The sequence below is a fragment of the Myxococcus sp. CA005 genome, from assembly GCF_006518205.1.
Lineage (GTDB): Bacteria > Myxococcota > Myxococcia > Myxococcales > Myxococcaceae > Myxococcus > Myxococcus xanthus.
Window position 1 is genome coordinate 65,357 of sequence record NZ_SRLV01000033.1, and the last position, 19,854, is coordinate 85,210.

Below are 19,854 nucleotides of genomic sequence, written 5' to 3' on the forward strand. Positions count from 1 at the left end.
CCGTCGCCGGTCGTAACATGCGCTTGGGCGGTCCCTCAACTTCCCGTCTTTCCTGACGATTTGGGTGCCAGCCACCCCAGGGGACGGACAGGCGAACCCTGCTTTGGAGCAACGCGGCGCCTACTTCCGCCGAGCACGCCACTCGTCGCGGCTCTGCCCCCAGCGGTCGACGCGGAGCATGTCGTGCGGCGGTGGCAGGTGTGCCTGTCCCAGCACGCGCGACCCCAGCCGGAGCGCGACCTGCTGGGACGGGGTGTTCTCTGGCACGATGCAGTGGATGACGTCGGTCCAGCCGAGGTGGTCGAAGGCCCAGTCCATGGTCGCCGCCGTCGCCTCCGTGGCGTAGCCCCGGCCCCAGTACTCGCGGAGCAGGCCCCAGCCAATCTCCGTTCCTGGCCAGCCCTCCGGCTGCCACGGGCCCACTCGCCCCACCCACGCGCCCGTGGACTTCTCCAGCACGGAGAACATCGCGAAGCCCTGGAGCGACCACGAGCCCGCCATCACACACAGGGTGCGCCACGCCATCGCGCGCGGCTGGACCCCTCCGATGAAACGCGCCGACTCCGGGTCGGCCGATAGCGCCGCGAAGCCATCCAGGTCCTCGGCCAGGGGCGGCCGGAGGATGAGACGCTGTGTTTCGAGTACGGGGCCATTGCTTGCCAGGTGAGACATTTCAAGCGCCTTTGTGTTTGGCATTGAGTTCGAACCGCCAGCCGGCCGCGAATGAATCCGACTGGCGGGAACGACCGCGTCATGCGGCTCCTCTGACGTCTACCAGATGCGGACGCGCTGCTCGGGAGTCAGGAACAGCGTCTGCCCGGGCTTGACATCGAACGCGCCATACCAGGCATCGAGGTTGCGAACGGTGGCGGTGCGGTACGGGCCCGGCGCGTGGCCGTCCGTCATGATGATGCGGCGCAGGTACGGCTCGCGGTACTTGGCGCGCCATACCTGGCCGAAGCCGAGGAAGAAGCGCTGGTCACCGGTGTAGCTGTCGATGACAGGCGCGGGCTTGCCGCCCAGGGAGAGCTGGTAGGCGTCATAGGCCACCGCCACCCCCGCCATGTCCGCGATGTTCTCACCCAGCGTCAGCTCGCCATTCACAGACAGGTCCGGCAGCGGGCGGTAGTCGTTGTACTGGGCCGCCAGGGCCTTCCCCGCGGCCTGGAACTTCGCTTCGTCCTCCTTCGTCCACCAGTTCTCCAGCTTGCCGCGCGCGTCGAACTTGGCGCCCACGTCGTCGAAGCTGTGGACGATTTCGTGACCGATGACCGCGCCGATGCCGCCGTAGTTGACGGCCGGGTCCGCGTTCGCGTCGAAGAAGGGCGGCTGCAGGATGGCGGCCGGGAAGATGATGGAGTTCTGCTGCGGTGAGTTCAGCGCGTTCACCAACTGCGGGACCATGTACCACTCCTTCCGGTCCACGGGCTGACCCAGCTTGGCGACGTTGCGCTGGTACTCGAAGCGGACGGCGCGCTCGGCGTTGCCGTAGGCGTCACCGGCCACGATGTCGAGCCCCGAGTAGTCACGCCACTTCTCCGGGTGGCCGATGCTTGCCTGGAGCGTGCCCACCTTCTCCTTGGCGCGGGTCCGCGTCTCGGGCGACATCCACGTCAGCGCGTCGATGCGCTTCTCGAACGCGGTGATGATGTTGCGGACCATGGCCTCCGCTTCCGCCTTCACCTCCGGCGGGAAGTACTTCGCGACGTAGAGCTTGCCCACCGCCTCGCCCATGGAGAGGTTGGTGGCGTCCACGCCACGCTTCCAGCGCTCCTTCTGGGCGGGCGTTCCGCTCAGCGTCTTGCCGTTGAAGGCGAAGCTCTCGTCGACGAAGGCCTTGGGCAGGTACGGGGCCGCGCGAGCCACCGCGTGGAAGGCCAGGTAATCCTTCCACGCCTGCAGGGGCTCGCTCTGGGCGAGCTTCGACAGGGCCGTCAGCGCGCTCGGCTGCCAGACGATGACCTGCTCCTGCGTGCCCAGGCCCGCGGCGTCGAAGAACTCCTTCCAGGCGAGGCCGGGCGCGCGCTTCACGAACTCCGCGCGCGGCCAGGGGTTGTTCGCCTTGGAGATGTCCCGCGTGTCGACCTGCGACACGTGCGCCTGGGCCATCTTTCGCTCCAGGGCGAAGACGCGGCCCGCGCGGGCCTCCACGTCATCGAAGCCGGCCAGCTTCAGCATGGCCGCGATGTGCGCCTGGTAGCTCTTGCGCAGCTCCGTGAAGCGCGGGTTGTCGACCAGGTAGTAGTCCCGGTCGGGCAGCCACAGGCCGCCTTGCAGCAGGTAGGGGGCGTAGCGCGACGGCTCGTTCAGGTCCTCGGCCACCCAGAGGCCGAAGAGCCGGTCCGTGGTGACGTCGCCCATGTTGAGCGCGTCCACGTCCGCGCGGAGGGTGGCGCCCAGCACCGTGGCCAGTTGCTTGCGCTGCCCGATGGCGGCGATGCGCTCCAGCTCCGGCTTGAGCGGCGCCACGCCCTTGGCCTCGATGGCCGCCTCATCCATGAAGCTGGCGAAGATGTCGCCCACCTTCCGGGCTTCGCTGCCCTCGGGGGCCTGGCGCTGCTCCTCGATGAGCTCGCGGTTGCGCTGGTCCGCCTGCTCCGCCAGCGTGGTGAACATGTTGTAGCTGGAGCGGTCCGGCGGAATCTCCGTCCGCTTCACCCAGGTGCCGTTGGCGAAGCCGTAGAAGTCGTTGCCCGGCACGATGTCGCGGTCCATGCCGGGGGTATCGAAGCCGAAGGTCCCATACGTGGGCTTCGGCTTGGACGCGGGGGCCTCGGCGGGCGCCGTGGCGACAGGCGCGGGCGGTTCTGCTTTCTCCGCGGAGGTGGAAGACGCGCAGGAGGTGAGCAGCGCAGTGGTGCACGCGGAGACCAGCACATGCCTGGCGCCGGGGAAACGTCGATGGGGATGTGTCAAGGATTGCTCCTGAAACAGGGGACTGCGAGCCGAAAACCGGGGATATAGACGGTCCGGCGTGCGAAGGCGCGGACCGAACAGCGGATTCGGCGGTTTCATCCCGAGCGGGCGGACCTTTCGCCCGGCCCGGCTCCGCCACAGTCGCCGAACGGCCGGGCCATACCCGAGGGGCGCGTGACGGACGCCTAGGTTTGCAGGGAGCCGGGGCCGCGATGTGTCCGCGCCCCGACATCCAGGAGGCTCCCATGCGGCTGTTGTTCCGAATCACCCCCGTGCTGTTGGGGCTGGCGCTGGCGGCCTGCTCGGGCATCCGCGTCAACACCAACTATGACCCCACGGCCGTCGAGCGCATCGATGACTTCCGCCGGTACGCTTGGCTGCCGCAGCCCCAGGGCAAGGACGCCCGCGTCTACAATGACATCATTGACGTGCGCGTGCGCATGGCGGTGGACCAGGAGCTGAAGGCCCGTGGCTACCAGAGGGTGGACATGAGCGAGGACCCGGACTTTCTCGTGGGGTGGCAGGGCGCCATCAACACCAAGGTGTCTGTCGACACGGTGGACTCCTTCTATGGCTACCCCTGGGGCCCATACTGGAGCCCCTGGAGTTCCTTCTACGGACCCTACGGCTATCCGTACGGGATGGGGGGCCCGCGCACCTATGTCCGCGAATACGACGTGGGCACGCTCATCCTCGACGGCGTGGATGCCCGGGAGCAGCGGCTGGTCTGGCGCGGCACGGCCCAGGCGGAGCTCCACCGCAACCTGTCGCCCGATGCACTCCAGAAGAAGATCAACGACGCCGTGCACAAGATGCTGTCGCGCTTCCCGCCCCGCCCGGAAGCGTCCTGAGCCGGCCAGGCAGCCGCTTCCTCGCGTTTTCGGTTGCGAGCCCTCATGTCGGCCGCCAGTATTAGACCAGTGGTCCAACCATCGGTCCAGGCTGGGTGTTCGATGAACGAGGCGACAGGCTCGAAGCACGCCGAGCAGTGGGCGGCGCATTGGTACGCGGTGGCGCGGTCACCGGCGCTCGGGACAGGACGGCCCTTGGGAATCCAGCGCCTGGGGCGGCGGCTCGTGCTCTGGCGGGACGCCGCGGGCGAGGCCCACTGCGCGGATGCGGCCTGTCCCCACCGGGGCGCGGACCTTGGGCTCGGACGCGTGCGGCAGGGGGCGCTCGAATGCCCCTACCACGGCTTCCGTTACGGCGGTGGCGGCGCCTGTCTGGCCATGCCCTGTGAGGGGCCTGACGCGAAGCCCTCGCGAGGCCTCGCGCTGCGCATGCATCCGGTGCGAGAGGCGCATGGGTTCATCTGGGCATGGCTGGGGGGCAGGGCGCCCGCGTCCCTTCCCGCGTTGCCCTGGCTCGCGGACGCGCCGGAACCTGATTCGAGCAGCGCCGCGGTGGAGGAGGTCTGGAACGCACGCTTCACCCGGGTCATGGAGGGGATGATGGACCTCCATCACTTTCCCTTCGCGCACCGGCGTTATGTCCCGCCGGGCTACACGCGGTTGGACCCCTATGAGGTCCACGTGGACGCAGGGGCTATTCGCACCGTCGGCTGGCTGCGCAAGGAGACACGTCCGCCTGGGACGGGGTTCCGTTTCGCCATCGACGTGGGCTACCCGGGCGTCCTCCACCTGCGCTTCACGCCCCGGCTGGTCGCCGCCGTCGTCTGCACGCCCGTGGATGCCGAGCACACGTGGATCGCGGCGCGCTTCCACCAGCAATACGTCCGGCTGCCAGGGCTCCGGTGGCTCGCTGCCCGGCTGGCGATTGCGTTCGAGTTCCGCTTCATCCAGCCGGACGACTACCGGATGGTCCGCTCCAGCCTGCCTCGCTCCGGTGCGCTGACTCACGGCACGCTCATTCGGGCGGACCGCGCCATCGTCGCGTGGCATGAGCTGCATCGCGCGGCGCTCGGCGACACTCCTGGCGCATCCTGATAGAAGCGCTGCGTCCGATGCCCCGTCCCCGCGCCAGCAGGCTCGACCCCGAGCGCAGACAGACACTCCTCGCCGTGGCCGCGGAGGAGTTCGCGGAGCACGGCTTCGATGGGGCCTCCTACAACCGCATCCTGGAGCGCGCGGGCTTCTCGAAGGGGGTCGCGTACTACTACTTCGAGGGCAAGGACGACCTTTATGCCGCCGTGCTGGCCCTCACGTTGGACACGCTGGCGCAGCGATTCGGGGCCTGGCATCGGCCCGCGGACGCGGACGGCTTCTGGCGCACCCTGCGTGAGCGGTACTTCGCGCTGACGACGCACATCGTGAACGACGAGCGCTCGGCCCGGCTTCTCCGAAGCATGTCGCAGGCGCGCACCCATCCGAAGCTTCAGGCGGCGTGGCTGCGCTTCGAAGGGCCGCTGGTGGCGTGGTTCCAGCGCGTCCTGGCGGACGGGCGCGCGCTGGGCGCGGTGCGTGGCGATGTGCCGGAGTCCCTGCTGCTGACGTCCCTCATGGGTATCGGACAGGTCACGGATGGGTGGCTGCTCGAACAGTGGGCGCACAGCGGCGTGCCGGCGCTCCAGCGCGGGGCGGAGCAGGTGTTCTCCCTCTTCGAGGACCTGCTGGTCCCCAGGCCCGTGGGCCCGCCTCCCGCGAAGCGGCGCTGAGGCGGACCCTGGCGCGGGCAGGGCGTCTCAGTAGGCGCGGGCCCGGTTCGCGCAGGACCCCTGGACGCCGCGGCAGAGCCGGATGCGAAACCTGTTCCCCTGGCGGGCGGGGCCGTCAATCATCTGGCGCATGCCCCCGCCATCATGGACTTCTCCCGTGCCCCGGAATGTGCAGCGACGGGTACGGGCGCTCGTCTTCGTCACGGTGTTCCTGGACCTGGTGGGCTTCGGCCTCATCATCCCGTTGCTGCCGTTCTACGTGGAGTCCATGGGCGGGACGGCCACGACGGCGGGTGTGCTGCTGGCGTTGTTCTCCTTCGCGCAGCTCGTCGCCTCGCCGGTGCTGGGGCGGCTGTCGGACCGGGTGGGGCGCCGCCCCGTCATCCTGCTGAGCCTGCTGGGCAACGCGATTTCCATGGCCCTGTTCGCGTACTCCACCCACGTCCAATGGCTGCCGTGGTTGTTCGCGTCGCGGCTGCTCGCGGGAGCCACCGCGGGAAACCTGGCGGCGTGTCAGGCGGCGGTGGCGGACGTCACGGACGAGAGTGGGCGGGCAGCGGGCATGGGGCTCGTCGGCGCGGGCATTGGCCTGGGCATGGTGCTGGGGCCCGTCATTGGCAGCCTCCTCCATGTGCATGGCGCCTGGGCGCCACCGCTGGCGGGCGCGGTGATGGCGGCGGCGGCGATGCTCGGCGTGCTCTTCTTCTTTCCGGAGACACACCGCCCGCAGGCGGAGCGGCACCAGGAGCCAGGCCGTCCCCGGGTGCGGCTGTCCGACGTCCTGGCCCGGCCCGGGCTGGGCGCGGTGCTGGCTTTGACGTTCCTGGTGTTCATCGGGATGACGAACCTCCAGGTGTCGCTGGGGCTGCTGGCCCAGGCGCGCTTCGGCTGGGGCGAACAGGAGATCGGGCGGCTCTTCGCGTTGATGGGCCTGGTCACCTTCGTGCTTCAGGCCTTCGTCATCGGCTGGCTGACGAGCCGGGTCCGGGACACGACATTGGTGCTGGTGGGCGCCGCGTGCATGGGGGCCGGGCTCACGTGCATCGCCGCTGCGGGCCACGGTGCCATGTTGGTGCTGGCCATGGTGCTGGTGGGCTCGGGGACGGGCCTGTTGCAGCCGCTGATGGCCAGCCTGGCCTCCGGGTTCGCGGGGCGCGAGCTGCGTGGCGGGGTGCTGGGCGTGGTGCAGTCGGCGGGCGGGCTCGCGCGCGTGGTGGGGCCGGTGTGGAGCGGCTTCCTCTACTCACGGCTGGGGCCTGGTGCGCCCTTCACCAGTGGGGCGGTGGCGGCGGGCGTCGCGCTGTTGGTGGGGGCTTCGCTCCTGCGGCGGCGCGTTCCGGACGCGCCGCCGCAGTCGACCTTGAAAGTCTGAGCGCGGGGCCGCTTACAGACAGTACTGCGCGAACGTCGGGCTGCTGCACAGGCTCTGGAAGGCCGCCAGGTTGCAGGTGTCGGCGCCGGGACCGACGTTGCACGGATTGCCATGCGGGCTGCCGTAGTCGCTGCAGATGAACTCGACGCGTTCGCCGAACAGGTAGGTGACGGCCACGGTGTTGTTCGCGTATTGGCCGTTGACGACGCAGCGGTCCAGGTCGCCCGAGTGGTCCACGGTGTAGACGCCGTGGGACAGGACGCGAGGGCACTCCACCGTGCAGCTCGTCGGCGACTCCGGCGGGCGGAAGCCATACATGAAGGTGTTCGGCTGGCCGGTGGTCGCGCCGAACGTCCCCGCAGGTGCACCGGTGGGGCTCAGCGGGTCTCCGGTGCCGTTCCAATTTCCCTTGGCCAGCGAGTACGTGCTCGCGCCCACGGCCGACAGGGCGTTGAGCGCGTCAGCCTGGTTGCCCGCGGCGCCGTAGAACGTCCGGAAGGAGCGGACCTGTCCGACGGCGAGCGAGCCCAGCCGGAAGTCGAACTGCGCGCCCAGGTCACCAGGGCCCACGTTGGTGAAGTCACCCGTGCCGCCCATGAGGGAGTAGTTGATGGCCAGCGGGTCCAGCGACACGAAGTTGTTGTCGACCGCGCTCACCACCCAGGGGTTGCCCGCGGTGCCCGCGACGGTGACGTATTCGGAGAAGGTGTTCGGCAGGATGTCGTAGTCGATGCCGCGCGTGTAGCGCAGGTCGGCGATGAAGGCCGTGCCGATGTTCTCGATGAGGACGTCCACCTGGTACAGATGGTTCGTCACCGGCGACGGCGTGTAGATGTGCGTCACCCGGAACGTGTTCCCCACGCGCACCACCGACATGGTGGAGATGGGCGATGGCGCGTTGATCTCCGCCGTGAGGTTGGAGGACGCGCCGCAGTCCGCGGAGCTGTAGCCGGAGATGCCCAGGTCGGCGCTCGCGACGCCCCAGCCCTCACACGCGCTCCCGGGCGCGGCGGCCTCGCCGTTGGTGGGCAGGTAGCGCAAGCCAATCGTGCGGGTGCCGAAGGTGCCGCTGGAGACCGTGTTGGTGGGGCAGGGGAGGTTCAGGTGCCCCGCGGGCGCGACGCCGAGCCGGACGACGCCGTGGTCGATCATCCCAGGACAGTCAGGCAACGGCGGAGGGAGGAAGTGGGGCTCGGACGCGAGGAGGCGCTCCGCGCGCAACAGGGCCCTCGCGTTCTGGGGATGGATCCGTGCCTTCGCGTCGGTGGGGGCAAGCTCCTCCGCGCCGGAGGCCATCGCCTGGCCGCTCCAGGACAGGGCGCAGAGGAGTGCTGCGTGCAGAAAGCGCTGGGGATTCTTCGATGTGAGCATCCAGGTTCTCCTGTACCCGGCGAGGCCGGGCAGTGAGAGGGCCATGACCGGCCCGCCGTGCCGCCGCGGGGCCTGACCTGGATGCGCTGCCACTGGCGGCGGCGCCCGGCGGGCCCGAGGCGCTCGCAGCCTAGCCAGTTACGGAGCGTGTGTGTGCGCTGTGCTCGCTGTGACACAGACTGCGTGTGTGGTGACGTCGATGTGGCCGTGGGGGGCTTCCTCGGAGGAGGCGCCCTGTGTGTGGGTGCTGGGCCTGTTCTGTCGGAATGGGTTATGGACAGTGTGGAATCCTCCATTGAGGGCATCCTCAACGGCCCACCTGACCCGAGAACCCTTCAAGCCGACCTTCGTCCACATGAATCGCAGACCCGAGCTCGACAGCCTGCGCGGAATCCTGCTCGTGTTGATGACGCTGACGCACCTGCCGACGCGACTGAACACGATCAGCAACCAGCCATTCGGATTCGTCTCCGCGGCCGAGGGTTTCGTCTTCCTGTCCGCGTTCCTCGTGGGCGTGGTGTACGCCAACAAGATTGAAGCGGCGGATCCGAACGTGCTGTGGCGCAGCCTCTGGCAGCGGGCGCTCAAGGTCTACGGCTACCACGTGGCGCTGCTGGCCTTCGCGTTCGCGGTCATCGGGACGTTGGGCATGGCGACGCACCGTCCCGCCATCCACAACCTGTTGGGCTTCTTCCACGAGGACCCTTTCACCGCGCTGTGGAGCAGCTTGTTCCTGCTCTACTGTCCACCGCTGCTCGACATCCTCCCGCTCTACGTCGTGCTGCTGTTGCTGACGCCCTTCATCCTGCTGGGCGCGCGCAAGGCGGGGTGGACGCGCATCCTGTGTCTGAGCGGGTTGGTGTGGTTGTCGGCGCAACTGGGCTTGAAGCGCGCGCTCTACGATTTGCTGGTGTTCATCCCGGTGCTGCCGTGGCCACCGCTGCGCATCGAGCTGTCGGGGGCCTTCGACCTGTTCGCCTGGCAGTTCCTGTGGGTGCTGGGCGTGTGGCTGGGCGTGGGCCGTGCCACGGCGCCGGAGAAGCGCGAGGTCGTTTCGCCCGTGCTGCTCAGCGGGGCGCTGGTGGTGAGCGTGGCGCTGCTGCTGATGCGCTACCAGGTGGGCATCTTCAGCATCGACCTGGACCTGTATGGCGCCCTCATCGACAAGTGGACCCTGGCGCCCGTGAGGCTGGTGAACTTCCTGGCCGTGGCCCTGCTGGCGAGCTGGCTGAGCCCCAAGGTGTTCCGCTGGCTGCGCCCCCGCGTGCTGGAGGCGCTGGGCCGTGCGTCCCTGCCCGTGTTCTCCGTGCATCTGGTGCTGTGCCTGCTCAGCCTGGCGCTGCTCAATGAGAACGAGGACCCGCTGGCCGACTGGGAAGAGGTCGTCGTGTTGGTGGCCACGTTCACCGTGATGCTGCTGGTGGCGTGCAGACAGGCGGCCGCGCTGCGCAGCAGTCGGACCCCATAGGGCTTCTCTGAGAATTCTCTCAGGATGCCCTCAAACGGCATGCGCGCGCCCTCCCTAGGGTGCGCGGCATGTGGGTCCTGCTCGTCACACTCCTCGCCGCGGCTCCGGCGCGAGAGTCCCCTCCACTCACCTTCGCCGAGTCCCAGTCGCTGGCCGCGAAAGCCGCGCTGCCCGCGAGCCTGGCGCGCGCCGTGGAAACGCGGCGTGTGTGGGACGCGCGGCTGCCGTGGCTCGCCGCCAACCCCACGCTCAGCGTGGTGCCGGGGCGGCGCGCCCAGCCCGAGGGGCCAGGCTTCGAGCTGACGGTGTCGGTGGAGCAACCGCTCTTCCTGTCGAACCTGGCGGGGGCCCAGCGCGACGCGGCGAGCGCGGAGACCCGGGCGCTGGAGCGGGAGGCCGTGGCCGCGCTGCTGAACCGCCGGCTGGAGGTGGCGCGGGCCTGGCTGACGCTCTGGTCGGCCCAGCAGGCCGCGGCGACGGCCGAGCAGGAAGCGACGTTGGCGGGTGCCCTGCGCACCTCCGTCGCGGATGCGCTGGCGCTGGGCGGCGCCACCCGGTTGGAGCTGGCCGAAGCGGAAGGGTTCGAGGCCGAGGCCCAGGTCGCGCTCCTGGCTCGCGAGGCGGAGGTGACCCACGCGCGGCTGTCGTTGGCGGTACTGGTGGGCCGTCAGCCCGACGCGCACCTGGTGGTCGCGGAGGCACTGCCGGAAGTGGCATTGCCGCCGTCTTCCGAAGAAGCGCGGTGGCTGGCGCGCGCCTCCGAGCTTCCAGATGCGGAGGCCCGGCGCCTGCTGGGTGTGGCGGAGCGGGCCCGCGCGGCGGAGGTCCGGGCAGCGCGGGGCTGGCAGGTGACGGTGGGCGCGCAGGGCGTGCGTGAGTACTACGGCGGGCTCAGTGGCCTGCTGATGGTGGGCGTGACGCCGCCGATGTTCGACGCGGGTCAGCGCGAGCGTGGCGCGCTCCTCGCCGCCGCTGAACGTCTGGAGGGCGAGGCCCAGGAAGCCGCGCTGCGCGCCGCCGCGGAGCTGGCCCTGGCGTTCCGTGAGCGCGAGCAGACCGCAGCGCAGCTCTCCGTCGTCGAGAAGTCCCTGGCGCCCAAGGCCGAAGAGGCCGCGCGGCTGGCCGACGTGTTGCTGCGCGCGGGCCAGAGCACGCTGCCTGACGTCCTGCGCGCCCGCCGCGCCCGGGCCGCCGCCAACATCCGGCTCGCGCTCGCTCGTGGCGAAGCCTCGCTCGCCGCCGCGCGGCTCCACCTCCTGCTCTCCGCTCTGCCATGACGCCCTTCGTCCGCCGTTTCGTCGCTGTGCCGATGCTCGCCCTGTCCGGGGCGTGCACGTCCGGTTCTTCCACCGCGGAGGTTCCTCCCGCGCCGCCCCCCGCGCGCGCCTCCGCGCCTTCGGCGTGGGTGCCCGTGCGCGCGGCGTCTCGCGTGGCCCTGGCGGAGGCCCCCGCGCTGGTGCTGTCCAGCCCGGACGCCGTCGCCGCGCTCTCCGCGCCGTTCCGCGCCCGAGTGCAGCAGGTGCGCGCGCGGCCGGGTCAGCAAGTCAAGGCGGGAGACCCGCTGGTGGAGGTGCTGATGCCGGAGGTGGTGGAGGCGGCGGGGGCCGCCAGCGCCGCCTCGCTGAGGCTGGAGGCCTATTCGCGGCAGGTGGAGCGCCTGGAGGCGCTTCATGCCCAGGGGCTGGCGAAGCTGCCCGACCTGGCCGACGCCCAGACGCAACAGGCCGAGGCCCGCGCCGCCCTGGTCGCGGCGCACGCGGTGTTGCGCGTGGCGGGCATCGCTCCCGGGGAAGCCCGGGGCGTGGCGGAGCGTGGCACCGTCTGGCTCAAGAGCCCCATCGGAGGAATCGTCACCGAGGTGCGCGCGGTGCTGGGGGAGATGCAGCCCGAGGCCAGTGCCGCCTTGGTGCGGGTGGCCGCTGACGGCCCCGCGCGCCTGGAGGCCCGCCTGTCCGTGCGTCCTCCCGAGGACGCCAGCTTCGCCTTCGTGTCGTCCCAGGGCATCGCTGTTCCGGTGCGGTGGGTGGGCCAGTCCCCGGTCGTGGACGCCGCGGATGGAACGTGGCGCGCATGGTTCGAGCCAGAGGACACCGCCGCCGTGCTGCGCGCGGGGCAGGGGGGCCGGTTGCGCATCCAGGCCGCGGCGGGCGAGGACACGGTGCTGGTCCCGGCGCGCGCCCTGGCCTTCGACAGTGCGCGCACGGTCGTCTTCACGCGCGGCGGCGAGGGGCAGCCCGTGCGCCGGGAGGTGGAGGTGCTGGCCACTTCCGGCGCGGAGGCCTTGGTGAAAGGGCCGCTGTCTGCCCGGGACACGGTCGCCGCTGACGGCGCGGCGCTGCTGTTGGAGTCTCAGGCCGGTGACGCCGATGAGGTGACGCCGTGATTGAAGCCCTCGTGCGCTGGTCGGTGCGTCACCGGGTCTGGGTCCTGGTCCTCACGGGCGTGCTCGCGCTGGCGGGCGTCGCGGTGTCGCTCCGCCTGGAGCTGGACGCGATGCCGGACATCACCACCAACCAGGTGCTCGTTCTTACGCGTGCGCCCGGCCTGACGCCCGAGGAGGTGGAGCGGCTGGTGACGCGGCCGGTGGAGGTGGCGCTGGGCGGCATGCCCGGACTCGAGGAGCAGCGCAGCCTGTCCCGCTATGGCCTTTCCTCCGTCACCGCCGTGTTCGAGGACGGCGTGGACCCGTACCGGGCTCGGCAGCAGGTGCAGGAGCGCCTCAACGTGCTCGGCTCCACGCTGCCCCCGGGCGTGGATCCACCGGAGCTGGGGCCGCTCACCGGTGGGTTGGGCGAAGTCTTCCACTTCACGCTGTCCTCGCCGGAGCGCACGGGCGCGCAGTTGCTCGAGCTGACGCAGTTTCGCGTGGCGCCCCGCCTGCGTACCGTGCCGGGCGTGGTGGAGGTCAACAGTTGGGGAGGCCACCAGCGCACGCTGGAGGTGCGCGCGGACGCGGTGCGGCTGGCCCAGCGGGGCGTGACGCTCGCGCAGTTGCGTGACGCGCTGGAGCGAGCCACCGGCAGCGCTCCGGGCGCGAGCCTTCCGGTGGGAGAGCGCCACGTCCTGATTCGCGCCGTGGCGCGGCCTCGGGTGCCGGCCGACCTGGCGGAGGCGTTGATTCCCCGGCCAGGGGCCATGGCCGTGCGCCTGGGCGACGTGGCCGAGGTCACCGAAGGCGCGCTGCCTCGCATTGGCAGCGCCACCTCCAATGGGCGCGGCGAGACGGTCTACGTCATGGTGCAGATGCTTCGGGATGCCAATGCGCTCGCCGTGACGGGCGCCATCTCCGACGCGCTCCCCGATGTGCGAGCGCTGCTGCCCGAGGACGTGCGGTTGGACGTCGTCTATGACCGCGCCACGTTGGTGCGCGGCACGGTGCGCACCGTGGGCAAGAACCTGCTGGAAGGAGGGCTGCTCGTCGTGGGCGTCCTCTTCCTGTTGCTCGGCAGCGTGCGCGCGGGTCTGCTGGTCGCTTCGGCCATTCCGTTGTCCATGCTGGGCGCGACCACCGCCATGGTGGCGCTGGACATCCCCGGCAATCTGATGAGCCTGGGAGCCATCGACTTCGGCCTGCTGGTGGATGGCGCGGTGGTGATGGTGGAGGGCCTGTTCCACCGGTTGGCGCATCTGTCGCCGGAGGAGAAACAGCGTTCGCCCCGTGAGCACGTCGAGGAGACGGCCGTGTCCCTGGCCCGTCCCGTCTTCTTCTCCGTGCTCATCATCCTGCTCGTGTACCTGCCCATCTTGTCCCTGCGAGGCGTGGACGGGAAGATGTTCCGGCCCATGGCGATGACCGTCGTCTTCGCGCTGGCCACCGCGCTGCTGTTGTCGTTGACCTTCATCCCCGCCGCCGCGAGTTGGCTCATTCGCCCCGAGCACGTCCCCGCGCGTGAGCCACTGCTGGTCCGCTGGTTCGAGCGTCTCTACGCCCCGGCGTTGCGTCAGAGCGTGCGCCGGCGCGTGCCCGTGGCCGCCGTGGCCGTGTTCCTGTTGGCCGTGGGTGGGTGGATCTTCGCTCACGCGGGCACGGAGTTCACGCCGCAGTTGGACGAAGGCGACATGGTGATTCAAACCACGCGTGTCCCCGACATCAGCCTGGACGCGGCGGTGAGCGAAGCGGGCCGGATGGAGCGAGTCCTGCTCGAAGCGATTCCGGAGGTCCGCCAGGTCGTCTCGCGCGTGGGCAGCCCCGCGGTGGCCACGGACATCATGGGCTTGGAGATGGCGGACGTCTTCGTGTCGTTGGCGCCGAGGGATGCGTGGCGGCCCGGGCTCACCCGTGAGTCGCTCATCGAGGAGATGGGGCAGGTGCTGGAAGCCCGTGTCCCAGGTGGAGACCCGGCCTTCACGCAGCCCATCCAGATGCGCTTCAACGAGCTGCTCGGGGGCGCGGTGACGGACGTGGCGCTCAGCATCTACGGCGAGGACCTGACCGAACTCGGGCTCCTGGCTCGCCGGGCCGCGGCGCTGTTGAGCCAGGAACCGGGTGCGGTGGACGTGCGTGTGCTCGCTCCGCCGGAGGTGCCGCTCTTCGAGGTGACGCCTCGCCCACTCGATTCGGCCCGCGCGGGCCTGGGCGCGGTCGATGTGCTGGAGGCGGTGAGCGCGGTGCGCAGTGGCGTGGAGGTGGGCGCCACCTGGGATGGGGCGGTGCGCGTGCCCATCGTCCTGCGGTTGACGGGCGCGTCCGATGCCTTCTCCCTGGCCGAGCTGCCCCTTCCCACGGAGACGGGAGGCCTGGTTCCGCTCTCCCGCGTGGCGGACGTGCGGTTGACTTCCTCGCCTGGGCTGGTGAGCCGGGAAGGGGGCCAGCGCCGGCTGGTGGTGGGCTTCAACGTGCGAGGCGTGGACCTGGGGACGGTGGTGGAGCGGGCTCGGAGCCGCGTGGAGCAGTCGCTCGCTCCGCCTGATGGCTATCGGCTCGAGTGGGGCGGTCAGTACGAGACCTTGACGGAGGCACGGCAAAGGCTTTCGCTGGTGCTTCCCGCCGTGGCCCTCCTCATCTTCGCCGTGCTGCTGTTCGCTTTCCGTCGCATGCGTCCTGCTTTGGCCATCTTCGCCAACGTGCCCTTCGCGTGCGTGGGCGGGATGATGGCGCTGGCGGCCCGGGACTTGCCCGTGTCCATCTCCGCGGCGGTGGGCTTCATCGCGCTGTCCGGCATCGCGGTTCTCAACGGCGTCGTGCTGATGTCGCGCGAACAGCGGCTCGAAGCGGACGGCCATGCTCCCGGTGAGGCGGTGGTGATGGCGGCCCGCGAGCGGGCCCGGCCCGTGCTGATGACGGCGCTGGTGGCGGCGCTGGGCTTCATCCCGATGATGCTCGCTCGCGGGGTGGGCGCCGAGGTGCAGCGGCCCCTGGCCACGGTGGTGGTGGGCGGGCTCGTCACCTCCACGCTGCTGACCCTGGTCATCCTCCCCACACTCTACCCATGGTTCGCGGGTAGGACGCGCACGCAGGCGCGTGCATGATGGGGTGAAGGAGGCCGGTGCCGTGAGGCTGCTGCTGGTGGAAGACGAGGAGCGGATGGCGAACCTGCTCCGGCGGGGGCTCGGGGAAGAGGGCCACCTCGTGGACACCTGCCGCACGGCGGAAGACGCGCTCGACCAGGCAGGCGAGGTTGCCTACGACGCCATCATCCTCGACTGGGCCCTGCCTGGCATGGATGGCGTCGCGCTGCTGCGGCGCTGGCGCGAACGCGGCTTGATGACGCCGGTGCTGATGCTCACCGCCCGCGGCACGGTGGGGGAGCGGGTGACGGGCCTGCGCGCTGGCGCGGATGACTACCTGGTGAAGCCCTTTGCCTTCGAGGAACTGCTCGCGCGCCTGGAGGCGCTGCACCGCCGCTCCGAGGGCCAGACGCAGTCCTGGGGCGGAGGGGCCATCCACATCGATGCCCGGCGGCGGATGTTGACGTGTGGCGACCGTGAGGTGGCCTTGACGGGCCGCGAGTTCGCCCTGCTGGGTGAGCTGGCTTCGCGCGCGGGCGAAGTCCACACCCGCTCCAGCCTGCTGGCGAAGGTGTGGGGCCCCAGCTTCGATGGGCCTCCCAACATCGTGGACGTCTACGTGGGCTACGTGCGCACGAAGCTGACCGAGGTGGGCGCGGAAGGGGTGACCATCCAGGCGGTGCGTGGCGTGGGCTTCCGGTTGGTGATTGAGGGCGCTCGGTGAGGTTGGTCCGGCGGATGTGGCTGTGGGGCGCGGTGGTGCCCGTGGTGGCGGTGGTCGCCGCGCTGGGCGTGGCTGTCCAGGTGTTCCGCGTGGTGCTCGAACGGACGTTGGACGAAGCCTTGCTGTCGCAAGCCGCCGCGGAGAGCGTGAGCCTCTTCGACGCGCCGGATGGGCGCCCGCATCTGCACGTGGAGCCCTCCCCGTTGGCGGGAGAGGTGCGCGCCTTCGTCCCCGCGACGCGGCTCTATGGCCCGGATGGGACGCTGCTCTCCGTCTTCCCGCCCGAGTCACCCACCGTCTACGAACGGGTGCTACCCGAGGACGGGCCCACGTCGCGGCTGGAGACGCAGCGTCTGGGCTCGGGCCTGCGGCTTCGCGTGCTGACGGTGCAGGTGCGCTCGCCGAAGGGCGTGCCCCATGTCCTGCAGTTGGTGGCGTCCCTGGGGACGGTGGACCAGGCGGTGGGCACCTTCACCTCCGTCGCCACCGTGCTGGCGTTGCTCCTGGGCGGGGTGCTGATTGGCATCCAGGGCTGGCAGGCGAGGGGGCTCGCGCGACGGCTTCATGGCATCGCGGACCAGGTGGCTCGCTCGCGCGACGGAGGCATGGTGGCCCCGGTGCCCGTGGATGAGCCCCGGGACGAAATCATGGAGGTGCGCCTGGCGCTGACCGAGGCCGCGGTGCGCGTGCGCGCCGCGCGTGAAGCGCAAGAACGCCTCATCGCGCGCGCCGCGCACGAGCTGCGCACGCCGCTGGCCCTCATGCGCACCGGCTTGGACCTGGCGCTGCGGCGCGAGCGTGGCGCGGAGGAGTTGCGCACCGTGCTGGAGGAGAACCGGCGCGAGGTAGACCGGTTGGCCAGCGTCGCCGGTGCGCTGCTGGAGCTGTCGGCGGCGGGCGGCGCCCTCGATTTTCAGCAGGGGGATTTGCGCGGGCTGCTCGACGAAGCCGCCGCGGGGGCCTGGGCGGAGGCGGACCGTCGCGGTGTGTCGCTGCGCGTGGTAGGCCCCGACGAGGCCGACTGCCGGATGGATGCGATGGCGGTTCGTCGAGCGGTGGACAACCTGCTGGCCAACGCCCTCCGCTACGCGCCTCGTGGGTCCGAGGTGCGGCTGGAGCTGGCGCACCGGGACGCGCATTGGGAAGTCGCTGTCCAGGACGAGGGGCGCGGCATCCCGGAGACGCACCGTGAGGACGTCTTCACGCCTTTCCACCGCCTGGAGCGGGACGCGGGGGGCGTGGGGTTGGGACTCAGTCTCGTGCGCGAGGTGGCGCGGGGCCATGGTGGCGACGCGCGCGTGGTGGAAAGCCCGGGCCCGGGCGCGCGGGTGCTGCTGACGCTGCCTGGCCGGTGAGCCCGGGAGCGTTCGTCGAGCCCGGGGGCAGTGGCCCGTGTTCGCGCGTGTCTCCCACATCTGCCTCCGGTACAACGCCGCCGGAATTCATCCCTTCCGACAACTCAGCGTGGGGCGTATGGCCAGGGCTCGTCGTTCGAAGCAGCAATCAGACTCGTCAGGTACCACCGAGCAAGGCTTCGTGGAGGTGCGCGGCGCCCGCCAGCACAACCTGAAGAACGTCGACGTCCGAATTCCCCGCGACGCGTTCGTTGTGTTCACCGGCGTGTCGGGCTCGGGCAAGTCGTCGCTGGCCTTCGGCACGCTCTACGCGGAAGCGCAGCGGCGGTACTTCGAATCCGTGGCCCCCTATGCGCGCCGTCTCATCGACCAGGCGGGTGTGCCGGAGGTCGACGCCATCGACGGGCTGCCCCCTGCCGTGGCGCTCCAGCAGCACCGGGGCGCGCCCACCACGCGTTCGTCCGTGGGGAGCGTGACGACGTTGGCGAACTCGTTGCGGTTGCTGTACTCGCGCGCGGGCACGTATCCGCGAGGGCAGCCGCACCTGGATTCGGATGCCTTTTCCCCCAACACCCCCGCGGGCGCGTGCCCCAAGTGCCACGGGCTGGGCCGCATCTACGACGCCACCGAGAAGTCGATGGTGCCGGATGACTCGCTCACCATCCGGGAGCGGGCGATTGCCGCCTGGCCGCCCGCGTGGCACGGCCAGAACCTGCGCGACATCCTGGTGACGCTCGGCTACGACGTCGACCGGCCGTGGCGCGAGCTGCCGAAGAAGGACCGGGACTGGATTCTCTTCACGGAGGAGCAGCCCACGGTGCCCGTCTACGCGGGCTTCACTCCGGCCGAGACGCAGCGGGCCCTCAAGCGCAAGGCGGCGCCCAGCTACATGGGCACCTTCACGGGCGCCCGGCGCTACGTGCTCCAGACCTTCGCCACCACGCAGAGCGCGCTGATGAAGAGGCGCGTCTCGCAGTACATGGTGAGCGGCGACTGCCCCGAATGCCACGGCAAGCGCCTGCGCCGCGAGTCCCTGTCCGTCACCTTCGCGGGGCTCGACATCGGCGAGCTGTCGCGTCTGCCGCTCAGTGAACTCACGGACCTGCTCGCGCCCGTGGCGGATGGGACGGCCAAGGACGTGGCGGCGCTTGCCCGTGTGCATCCGGAGAAGGCGCTGGTGGCCCAGCGCATCGCCCACGACGTGTTGGCGCGCGTCAACGTCCTGACGGAGCTGGGCCTGGGCTACCTGTCGCTCGAGCGCGGAACGCCGACGCTGTCTCCTGGCGAGCTCCAGCGCTTGCGGCTGGCCACGCAGGTGCGCTCCAACCTGTTCGGCGTGGTGTACGTGCTCGATGAGCCGTCCGCTGGGCTGCACCCCGCGGACACCGCGGCGCTGCTGAAGGCGCTGGACCAGCTCAAGGGCTCAGGCAACTCGCTGTTCGTGGTGGAGCACGAGGTGGATGTCATCCGCCACGCGGACTGGATTGTCGACGTGGGGCCCGACGCGGGCGAGCAGGGCGGGCAGATTCTCTACAGCGGTCCGCTCGAAGGCCTGAAGGCGGTGAAGGCGTCCCGGACGCGGCGCTATCTCTTCGGCGACGCGGAGAAGCACCGCGGCACGCGGCGTTCGCCCAAGGGCTGGCTGCGCCTGCAGGGCGTGTCGCGCAACAACCTGAAGGAAGTGGACGTCGACTTCCCGCTGGGCGTCCTCACCACGGTGACGGGGGTCTCCGGCTCCGGGAAGTCGAGCCTCGTGAGCCAGGTCCTGGTGGAGCTGGTGGCCGGACACCTGGGCCACGCGGTGCCGGAGAACGAGGACGAGGGAGAGGAGCTGGAGCGCACGGTCATCCACACCACCGGCGGCAGGATTGCCTCCGGCATGGAGGGCATCAAGCGCCTGGTGCAGGTAGACCAGAAGCCCATTGGACGCACGCCGCGCTCCAACCTGGCGACGTACACGGGGCTGTTCGACAACGTCCGCAAGCTCTTCGCCGCGACGCCCGCCGCACGCTCCCGGCGTTATGACGTGGGACGCTTCTCCTTCAACGTGGCCAAGGGCCGCTGCGAGACGTGCGAAGGTGAGGGCTTCGTCAGCGTGGAGCTGCTCTTCCTGCCCAGCGTCTACGCGCCGTGCCCCACGTGTCAGGGGGCCCGCTACAACGCCAAGACGCTGGAGATTCAGTACCGGGGCAAGAACATCGCCGAGGTGCTGGGCATGACGGTGGACGCGGCCCACGACTTCTTCAGCGAGGACCCGCTGGTGCAGCGGCCGCTCGCCGTCCTGCGGGAGGTGGGGTTGGGATACCTGCGGCTGGGGCAGCCCGCGACGGAGTTGTCCGGCGGCGAGGCCCAACGCATCAAGCTGGCCACGGAGCTTCAGCGGGCCCAGCGCGGCAGCTCGCTGTACGTGCTGGACGAACCCACCACGGGCCTGCACCCCTCCGACGTGGACAAGCTGATGACGCAGTTGGAGGGGCTGGTGGCCTCCGGCAACACCGTCATCCTCGTCGAGCACGACATGCGCGTGGTGGCCGCGAGCGACTGGGTCATCGACATGGGCCCGGGCGCTGGGGACAAGGGCGGGCG

Annotated in this window: 14 protein-coding genes; 11 read left to right on the plus strand and 3 right to left on the minus strand. The window is 70.4% G+C overall.

Going from position 1 to position 19,854, the window contains the following annotated elements; genetic code table 11:
- Positions 1–120: 120 nt before the first annotated feature.
- Both FMQ63_RS16920 and FMQ63_RS16925 read right to left on the minus strand, forming a co-directional pair.
- Positions 121–696 (minus strand): GNAT family N-acetyltransferase, encoded by a 576-nt coding sequence (locus tag FMQ63_RS16920; RefSeq protein WP_011553472.1) that lies wholly within the window; start codon positions 694–696, stop codon positions 121–123.
- 75 nt (positions 697–771) lie between these two features.
- Positions 772–2,916 (minus strand): M13 family metallopeptidase, encoded by a 2,145-nt coding sequence (locus FMQ63_RS16925; RefSeq protein ID WP_011553473.1) that lies wholly within the window; start codon positions 2,914–2,916, stop codon positions 772–774.
- A gap of 245 nt (positions 2,917–3,161) precedes the next feature.
- Between FMQ63_RS16925 and FMQ63_RS16930 the strand changes: the two genes are divergently transcribed.
- The 4 genes from FMQ63_RS16930 to FMQ63_RS16945 all read left to right on the plus strand — a co-directional run bounded on the left by FMQ63_RS16930 (position 3,162) and on the right by FMQ63_RS16945 (position 6,902).
- Positions 3,162–3,767, plus strand: a complete 606-nt coding sequence (locus FMQ63_RS16930; RefSeq protein ID WP_011553474.1) for a DUF4136 domain-containing protein — start codon at positions 3,162–3,164, stop codon at positions 3,765–3,767.
- A gap of 102 nt (positions 3,768–3,869) precedes the next feature.
- On the plus strand, positions 3,870–4,862 hold the full coding sequence (locus tag FMQ63_RS16935) for an aromatic ring-hydroxylating dioxygenase subunit alpha (RefSeq protein ID WP_011553475.1): 993 nt from the start codon (positions 3,870–3,872) through the stop codon (positions 4,860–4,862).
- Between the two features lie 17 nt (positions 4,863–4,879).
- Positions 4,880–5,530: a TetR/AcrR family transcriptional regulator gene (locus tag FMQ63_RS16940; RefSeq protein WP_011553476.1), complete on the plus strand. Its 651-nt coding sequence runs from the start codon at positions 4,880–4,882 to the stop codon at positions 5,528–5,530.
- A gap of 157 nt (positions 5,531–5,687) precedes the next feature.
- Positions 5,688–6,902: a tetracycline resistance MFS efflux pump gene (locus FMQ63_RS16945; RefSeq protein WP_020478322.1), complete on the plus strand. Its 1,215-nt coding sequence runs from the start codon at positions 5,688–5,690 to the stop codon at positions 6,900–6,902.
- A gap of 12 nt (positions 6,903–6,914) precedes the next feature.
- Here the strand turns inward: FMQ63_RS16945 and FMQ63_RS16950 are convergent, their stop codons facing one another.
- Positions 6,915–8,273 carry a hypothetical protein gene (locus FMQ63_RS16950; RefSeq protein WP_225909253.1) on the minus strand — a complete coding sequence of 453 codons (1,359 nt, stop codon included), beginning with the start codon at positions 8,271–8,273 and terminating at the stop codon, positions 6,915–6,917.
- A gap of 199 nt (positions 8,274–8,472) precedes the next feature.
- Here FMQ63_RS16950 and opgC point away from each other — a divergent pair, with 199 nt between their 5' ends.
- The 7 genes from opgC to FMQ63_RS16985 form a co-directional block, all read left to right on the plus strand.
- Positions 8,473–9,741 (plus strand): OpgC domain-containing protein, encoded by a 1,269-nt coding sequence (opgC, locus tag FMQ63_RS16955; RefSeq protein ID WP_011553479.1) that lies wholly within the window; start codon positions 8,473–8,475, stop codon positions 9,739–9,741.
- A 68-nt stretch (positions 9,742–9,809) separates the two neighbouring features.
- Positions 9,810–11,018, plus strand: coding sequence for a TolC family protein (locus tag FMQ63_RS16960; protein WP_216608502.1), 1,209 nt, complete (start codon positions 9,810–9,812; stop codon positions 11,016–11,018).
- Positions 11,015–12,124, plus strand: a complete 1,110-nt coding sequence (locus FMQ63_RS16965) for an efflux RND transporter periplasmic adaptor subunit (protein ID WP_011553481.1) — start codon at positions 11,015–11,017, stop codon at positions 12,122–12,124. The genes FMQ63_RS16960 and FMQ63_RS16965 overlap by 4 nt, the downstream gene beginning before the upstream one ends.
- Positions 12,121–15,210 (plus strand): efflux RND transporter permease subunit, encoded by a 3,090-nt coding sequence (locus tag FMQ63_RS16970; RefSeq protein WP_011553482.1) that lies wholly within the window; start codon positions 12,121–12,123, stop codon positions 15,208–15,210. The genes FMQ63_RS16965 and FMQ63_RS16970 overlap by 4 nt, the downstream gene beginning before the upstream one ends.
- Before the next feature lie 22 nt (positions 15,211–15,232).
- Positions 15,233–15,913 carry a response regulator transcription factor gene (locus FMQ63_RS16975; protein ID WP_011553483.1) on the plus strand — a complete coding sequence of 227 codons (681 nt, stop codon included), beginning with the start codon at positions 15,233–15,235 and terminating at the stop codon, positions 15,911–15,913.
- Entirely contained in the window at positions 15,910–17,268 is a 1,359-nt protein-coding gene (locus FMQ63_RS16980; protein ID WP_011553484.1) for a sensor histidine kinase KdpD, read from the plus strand. Before FMQ63_RS16975 ends, FMQ63_RS16980 begins: the two co-directional genes overlap by 4 nt.
- Before the next feature lie 118 nt (positions 17,269–17,386).
- Positions 17,387–19,854: excinuclease ABC subunit UvrA (locus FMQ63_RS16985; RefSeq protein ID WP_141276664.1), on the plus strand; the 2,468-nt coding region annotated here is incomplete at its 3' end.